The following is a 7,291-nucleotide window of genomic DNA, read 5'->3' as shown; positions in this document are numbered from 1 at the left end:
GAAAGGCTGGGTAATCGAAGGAAGTAAGATTTACTACTTTGGTTCAGATGGAAAGATGGTAAAAGGACATCAAAAGATAGAAGGCTCCAATTACTATTTTGATCTGTCAAGCGGAACAGTGTGGAAAGGCTGGGTAATTGAAGGAGAAAAGATTTATTACTTTGGCTCAGATGGGAAAATGGTGACAGGGTATAAGACTATAGATGGAAAAGAGTATTACTTTGATCCTGTCACAGGTGAGTGTATAAAAAATCTTGACAGTGTTTTCTACAAGATAGAAGGTAAAAATTCTGTTACGGTCAATCAAATGGTAAAATATTTTCAAAAATCGGGGAAAAAATATCCGAAAGAAGCATTGGAAAAAGGAGGGGCTGCAACTATTGAGGAATTCTGTAAAATTTTTTACGAAGAGGCAGAAACAGAAGGAATTAGAGTGGAAGTTGCGTTCGCACAGAGTATGAAAGAAACTGGCTTTCTTCAGTTTGGTGGGGATGTGAAAGTAGAGCAATTTAATTTTGCTGGATTAGGCGCTACTGGAAATAGTGAGGCGGGAGCTGATTTTTCAAACTACGGAAAACAAGGTGTGAGAATGGGAGTTAGAGCTCAGATGCAACATTTAAAATGCTATGCTAATGACAAACCATTAAAAAATGAATGTGTAGACCCGAGATGGGGAAACTGGTTACGAAAGAAAGCGCCATATGTTGAGTGGCTTGGTATCAATGAGAATCCATATAAAGTAGGCTGGGCGACAGACAAGAAATATGGTTATAGTATAAGAAAAATGATTTCAGATTTGCAAGCAATTTAGTTTATAACTAGATGTGATAAAATTACTCTTATAGAGCAAGGTACAGAAAATGAGATGCCTTGCTCTTTTTGTATATATATAGAAAAACTTAAGAAGATAGATGTTGTATAAAACCTCTAAATCTGATATTATAATAAAGTATGTAAAAAAGTTGTAAGAATTTGCAATAGAATTGTAAAGAGGGAGTAGTATGAAACATATAATAAATTGGAGAAGTTCGAGAACAAGAATGTTCATGTTGTTTATTGTAGACGTATTGACAATTATTGTGAATGCTTATTTGTCTCTGATTATTAGACATGAGCTGCACTATAGCTGGATACCACAGGAATATATCGATAGTATTAAGAACTATATGCTGATCAATATTATTACAACAATTATTATTTTTATTTTGATGAAATTGTATAAAAGTGTGTGGTCATTTGCTAGTGTGCATGAATTTATGCTTATTTTGGGGGCCTGTATTTTATCAACTGCATTTCAGGCGTTAGGAATGCAGTTCTTAGTATTGAAAGTACCAAGAAGTTACTATATTTTTTATTTCTTCTTGCTGTTAATGACGACAACTGTTACAAGATTTTCGTATAGAGGACTTCGGATGGTGATGCACGGTTTGAACAGAACGGAAGAAAAAATTCTAAATACAATGGTCATTGGAGCTGGGGAAGCTGGAAGTATGATTATTCATGAATTGAAATTCAGTAAACACCTGAACCGAAAGGTAGTTTGTGTGATTGATGATAATCCGTCTAAAAAGGGCAAATATATTCATGGAGTTCCAATTGTAGGAAATAAAGATACAATTATCCAGAACGCTAAGGAATACAAGGTGGATGAGATTGTTCTGGCAATTCCATCTGCTAGTGCAAAGATAACAAGAGAGATTCTAAGGATTTGCAATCAGACAGAATGTAAATTAAAGGTACTTCCAGGGATGTATCAGTTTATTACAGAGGAAGTGAGTGTTTCAAAGCTTCGTGAAGTTTCGATAGAAGATTTACTTGGAAGAGACGCGATTAATATTGATTTAGACAGTGTACTTGGTTATGTGATGGGAAAAACAGTTCTTGTTACAGGTGGTGGTGGTTCCATTGGAAGCGAGTTATGCCGGCAGATTGCAAAATATAATCCGAAATGTTTGATTATATTTGATATATATGAGAATAATGCATATGATATTCAGCAAGAACTGAAAAAGAAATATCCAATGCTGCATTTGGAGACATTGATCGGTTCTGTGCGAAATACAAAGCGAATTGAGAGTGTTATGGAACTGTACCGTCCGGATATTGTGTATCATGCGGCGGCTCATAAACATGTGCCACTCATGGAAGATAGTCCAAATGAAGCTATTAAAAATAATGTATTTGGAACGTATAAGACAGCACGTGCAGCGGATAAGTATGGCGTGAAAAAATTTGTTTTGATTTCTACAGATAAAGCGGTGAATCCGACGAATATTATGGGGGCATCGAAGAGAATGTGTGAGATGATAATCCAGACATTCAGCAGATATTCTAGTACAGAGTATGTGGCAGTCCGGTTTGGTAATGTACTTGGAAGTAATGGGAGTGTAATTCCATTATTTAAAAAGCAAATGGCAGCCGGAGGACCGGTGACAGTTACACATCCTGATATCATTCGTTATTTTATGACAATTCCAGAAGCGGTTTCGCTTGTGTTGCAGGCAGGGGCGTATGCAAAGGGTGGAGAAATTTTCGTGTTAGATATGGGAGAGCCAGTTAAGATAGCAGACCTTGCAAAGAATTTGATTCGTCTTTCTGGCTACACTTTAGGTGTAGATATGGAGATTAAATATACTGGTTTGAGACCAGGTGAGAAATTGTATGAAGAACTCTTGACAAAAGAAGAGGGATTGGTAAAAACTCAGAATGAGTTGATATTTATTGGTAAACCATTAGTGTTTGATGAAGTTCACTTTTTGAGTGAATTGAAGAAATTAGAGCAGGCTGTGACCGATGAGAGTTTTGAAGTTAAGAAGTTAGTGGCAGAGATTGTCCCGACATATCACATTAGACCAGAAGATGAGAGAAGAGATAATGAGCTCTACAATGAATTCTGTAGCTTGGGCAGAGTGAGTCACGAAAAACCAGTGTTGTAGTCTGAATGCATACGAAAAGAACATAAGGAGAAAATAAAATGAATTGTTTAAAAAAAGAATTTATCAATAAAGCTGTTGTGTGGTATGCAATTTTATTCTTTTGCTATTCGATAATAGGCCGCATAGTACCATTGGCTGCGCTGGTAGAGGGACCAGTGAATCAAGCTTTATATATGGCTTTTGCAGGAGTAGGAGCGTTGTTATTATTTGCGGATCTTTTGACAGAGAGATATATGTTTAGGACAAAATATAGCTATTTGTTAGTATTATTCTTGGTTGTGACAGGATTATCCTGCGTAGTTAATATAAAATATGGAATAACGGATAATGTAAAAACTCTTGTTTGGACAAGTATACAACTCTTATTATTGTATACAATATATATTCGTATAGGAAAAGAAAAAACGATTCTTTTGTGTAAAAGGTTATTCAATATCTTGATTGCGGTATGGATGATTGCTGGAATTGTCTCGATTTTACAATATATGTTTCAAATAGGCTATTATGTTGAGTTGGGAGAACTGGTTAAAAGGCAGGGATTTGTAGATAATAGAGTTTTTGGTGTATTTAATGATCCTAATTATGCAAGTGTGACATCTCTTTATGTGATTGTAATGAGTTTATATCTGTTCCGAGAAACGGACAAAAAGTTTTTGAAAAGTTATTATGTAGTTTCTTTGGTAGTCCAATATGTATATATTATCTTGTCTGGTTCAAGAACAGCGGAAGTTTGTGTGTTGTTAGCTATTGCGACAGGAGCCATTTTGATTTTAAAGAATTATATGCTGCAGAAAAAATGGAAAGAGATAAAAAAAGTAGCAATTATAACAGTTGGCGTCGTAGTTTTGCTAGTTTTATTTGTGGGAACGTATAGAGTATCTAAACGAGTGCTCACTTATTTGCCGAGAATAGTTATGTCCGAGCAGGGCATTGATGATGCAAAAAAGAAAACAGATGACAAAAAAAGACTAGAGAGAAAAGACGTAGAATCAGATAATATTTCTAATAATAGAGCTACAATCTGGAAAGGTTATATGCAATCTATGGAAGGTTCCAAAAACATATTGGGCTTGTCACCTAGAAATAGTTTGAGTTACATAAGTGAAACTTATCCAAAAAGTTATATTGCAAAGACGCAGTATGAGACACACAATGCATATTTAACGGTTTTCGTCAGTGATGGAGTTGTAGGCTTACTTATTGTAGCTATATTTGGATGCATAGTTGCTTTCCGGGTTGTAAAAAAGATTCTTGGAAAGAAAAAAATAGAAAATTCTTTTATTTGCGCTTTGATTATTGAAGAAATTTTGCTAGTATACGCGTTTTTCTTTTCGGATCTCTTCTTTGTGAATAATTTGACAACAATATTATTTTGGATTTTGATGGGAATTGTCGTTGAAGGAACAACAGAAGTCTTTGAAAAAAAGAGGAGGATGAGATAGATGGAAAAAAAAATGAACATATTATTTTCACCACCGGATATTACGGAGGAAGAGATCCAAGAAGTAGTCGATACACTGAAAAGCGGATGGATTACAACTGGTCCAAAAACAAAGTTGTTTGAGCAGAATATTGCAAAATTTTGCAATACAAGCAAAGCGGTATGTTTGAATTCTGCAACAGCGTGTGCAGAGATGGCATTGCGTGTTCTGGGAATAGGACCAGGAGATGAGGTGATTACAAGTGCTTACACCTACACTGCATCTGCAAGTGTTGTCTGTCATGTGGGAGCAAAATTAGTTCTGGTAGATACGCAGAAAGATTCGTATGAGATGGATTATGAGGCGTTAGAAGAGGCAATTACAGAAAAAACAAAAGCAATTATTCCGGTTGATATAGCCGGAGTAATCTGCGATTACGAAAAAATATATGAAATTATAGAGAAAAAGAAGAGTTTGTTTCAGGCGGGCAGCGAGCTGCAGGAGAAATTAGGGCGCATTGCAGTAGTTGCAGATGCAGCACATGCGTTTGGTGCAATGCGTGATGGAAAGCGTTGCGGAGAAATTGCTGATTTTACAAGCTTTTCTTTTCATGCTGTAAAGAATTTGACAACAGCGGAAGGGGGCGCTTTGGTATGGAGAGACATAGATGGTGTGGATAATGATGCGTTGTATAAACAGTTTATGCTGTTATCACTGCATGGACAGTCTAAAGATGCGTTGGCTAAAACACAGCTTGGCGCGTGGGAATATGATATCGTGGCGCCTTATTTTAAATGCAACATGACGGATATTATGGCCTCATTGGGGCTTGTACAGTTAAAAAGATATCCGCGAATTTTGGCGAGAAGAAAGGCACTTATTGAAAAATATAATGATGGCTTAAAGGAGCTTCCAATTACTGTGTTGCAGCATTATGGAGAAAACTTTGTTTCAAGCGGACATCTGTATTTGGTACGAGTGAACGGAAAGACAAGACAAGAGTGCAATGACATTATTGTAAGGATGGCGGAGCGTGGAATTGCTACGAATGTACATTATAAGCCATTGCCAATGTTGACAGCATATAAGAATTTGGGATTTAATAAGGAAGATTATCCGAATGCATGCGATTTGTTTGAAAATGCAATCACCTTGCCACTTCATACGAAATTGACTGATGAAGAAGTGGATTATGTAATTCAAAATTTTAAAGAATGTATAGAATAGGAATTAAGTAGATCATGAGAAAATGGAATGACCTTCCGAAAGAAATGCAAGTGGAACAAGTAAAAAAATATTATGAAATACTGCAATGCCATAAGGGAAGTTTGCTGGCAAAACGAATTTTTGATATCATAGTTGCGAGTCTTCTTGTTGTAATTCTTTCACCGATATTGCTTTTGCTGAGTATTTTGATCAAAATAGATTCACCGGGACCGGTGATGTTTCGTCAGGTAAGAGTGACAACATATGGAAAACCGTTTCGTATTTTTAAATTCCGCACAATGGTAAATAATGCGGATAAGATAGGAACGCAGGTAACAACAAAGGGAGATTCCAGAGTAACTCGTATGGGAAAGATGCTTAGAGGTTGCCGATTGGATGAGTTGCCACAGCTTTTTAATGTGTTAAAAGGTGAGATGTCTTTTGTTGGGACAAGACCGGAAGTGGAAAAATATGTTGCACATTATACAGATGAGATGAAAGCAACACTGCTTATGCCGGCTGGAATAACTTCAAGAGCAAGTATAGAGTATAAAGATGAAGAACGATTGCTTGAGTCGGCAGAGAATGCAGATGAGGTATATATCCATCAGGTACTGCCGGAGAAGATGAAGTATAATTTAAGAGCAATTGAAAAATTCAGTTTTTGGGATGATATAAAAACAATGTTTGCCACCGTGATAGCGGTGGTCAGATAAATGGAGGAAACATGATTATATCAGTTTGTGTAGTAGCTTATAATGAGGAAAGAGCACTGCCAGATTTATTGGAGTGTATCAAGAGTCAGGATTATCCTCATGATAAAATAGAAGTTGTTCTAATTGATAGTATGTCAGATGATACAACAAAAACAATTATGAAACGCTTCAGTGATGAAAATAAAGACTTTAAAAATATTCAGGTTTTGGATAATCCAGGGAAAAAGCAAGCGATGGGGTGGAATGTTGCAATAAAAAACTATAGGGGGGATGCAATTCTGCGTGTGGATGCGCATGCATCAATTCCCTTTGATTTCGTGCGAAAAAATGTAGAAGTTTTAGAAAGCGGAGAATTTGTATCAGGTGGGATTAGACCCAATATTATTCAAGAAAAAACTTCGTGGAAAGAAACTTTGCTGCTGGCAGAGTCTTCGATGTTTGGAAGTAGTGCAGCTTCTTATCGGAGAAGCGAGAAAAAAAGTTATGTAAAATCTGTTTTTCACGGCGCGTATAAAAGAGAAGTGTTTGATAACGTTGGAGGTTTTGATGAGCAATTAGGCAGAACAGAAGACAATGAGATTCATTATAGAATCAGAAAAGCAGGATATAAAATCTGTTATTCGCCAGATATTATTTCTTATCAGCATACGAGAAGCACACTGAAGGGGATGTTAAAACAAAAATATGGTAATGGATATTGGGTTGCCCTGACGTTGAAAGTATGTCCGGGCTGTTTGTCTTTTTATCATTTTGTTCCTTTGTGCTTTGTTATTGGAATTATTGGAGTTAGTATATTGAAGGCAATAGGTTATCCATTTTTTTCGTATCTTATGTGGGGGATGTACTGGTTATGTGCTGTGTTGATGAGTTTTATTGCAGTGAAAGGACAGAAAAAGAACCTTTATCAATTGAGCCTTCCAATTCTCTTCTTTTTGTTACATGTTAGTTACGGAATCGGTAGTTTGGTTGGTATGATGAAATTACCATTTTGGAAATATAGAAAATAAGGGGA

General features: G+C 36.2%; 6 protein-coding genes. All 6 read left to right on the top strand.

Annotation, left to right across the window (positions count from 1 at the left end; genetic code table 11):
* Positions 1–811: glucosaminidase domain-containing protein (locus ACTQXY_RS05455; RefSeq protein ID WP_441658634.1), on the top strand; the 811-nt coding region annotated here is incomplete at its 5' end.
* 190 nt (positions 812–1,001) lie between these two features.
* A complete protein-coding gene (locus ACTQXY_RS05450) occupies positions 1,002–2,936 on the top strand; it encodes an SDR family NAD(P)-dependent oxidoreductase (RefSeq protein ID WP_441658633.1) in 1,935 nt (644 codons plus the stop codon).
* 38 nt (positions 2,937–2,974) lie between these two features.
* A complete protein-coding gene (locus ACTQXY_RS05445) occupies positions 2,975–4,378 on the top strand; it encodes an O-antigen ligase family protein (protein WP_441658632.1) in 1,404 nt (467 codons plus the stop codon).
* Positions 4,379–4,390: 12 nt separating this feature from the next.
* On the top strand, positions 4,391–5,584 hold the full coding sequence (locus ACTQXY_RS05440; RefSeq protein WP_441658635.1) for an aminotransferase class I/II-fold pyridoxal phosphate-dependent enzyme: 1,194 nt from the start codon (positions 4,391–4,393) through the stop codon (positions 5,582–5,584).
* A 14-nt stretch (positions 5,585–5,598) separates the two neighbouring features.
* Complete coding sequence (locus tag ACTQXY_RS05435) at positions 5,599–6,279, top strand: sugar transferase (RefSeq protein ID WP_441658631.1); 681 nt, start codon at positions 5,599–5,601, stop codon at positions 6,277–6,279.
* A gap of 11 nt (positions 6,280–6,290) precedes the next feature.
* A complete protein-coding gene (locus ACTQXY_RS05430) occupies positions 6,291–7,286 on the top strand; it encodes a glycosyltransferase (RefSeq protein WP_441658630.1) in 996 nt (331 codons plus the stop codon).
* The last annotated feature ends 5 nt before the right edge of the window (positions 7,287–7,291 follow it).

Origin of the sequence: Faecalimonas sp. LCP19S3_D12, assembly GCF_052121495.1 — a bacterium.
In the GTDB taxonomy this organism is placed as follows: Bacteria; Bacillota; Clostridia; order Lachnospirales; family Lachnospiraceae; genus Faecalimonas.
The sequence above is the reverse complement of the archived record's forward strand: the minus strand, read 5'-3'. Positions and strand labels throughout refer to the sequence as shown.

Bases quoted from the DNA above. Each gene is read 5' to 3' on its own strand.
- ACTQXY_RS05430 (WP_441658630.1), top strand. From the start codon at position 6,291: ATGATTATATCAGTTTGTGTAGTAGCTTATAATGAGGAAAGAGCACTG.
- ACTQXY_RS05445 (WP_441658632.1), top strand. From the start codon at position 2,975: ATGAATTGTTTAAAAAAAGAATTTATCAATAAAGCTGTTGTGTGGTAT.
- ACTQXY_RS05435 (WP_441658631.1), top strand. From the start codon at position 5,599: ATGAGAAAATGGAATGACCTTCCGAAAGAAATGCAAGTGGAACAAGTA.
- ACTQXY_RS05450 (WP_441658633.1), top strand. From the start codon at position 1,002: ATGAAACATATAATAAATTGGAGAAGTTCGAGAACAAGAATGTTCATG.
- ACTQXY_RS05440 (WP_441658635.1), top strand. From the start codon at position 4,391: ATGAACATATTATTTTCACCACCGGATATTACGGAGGAAGAGATCCAA.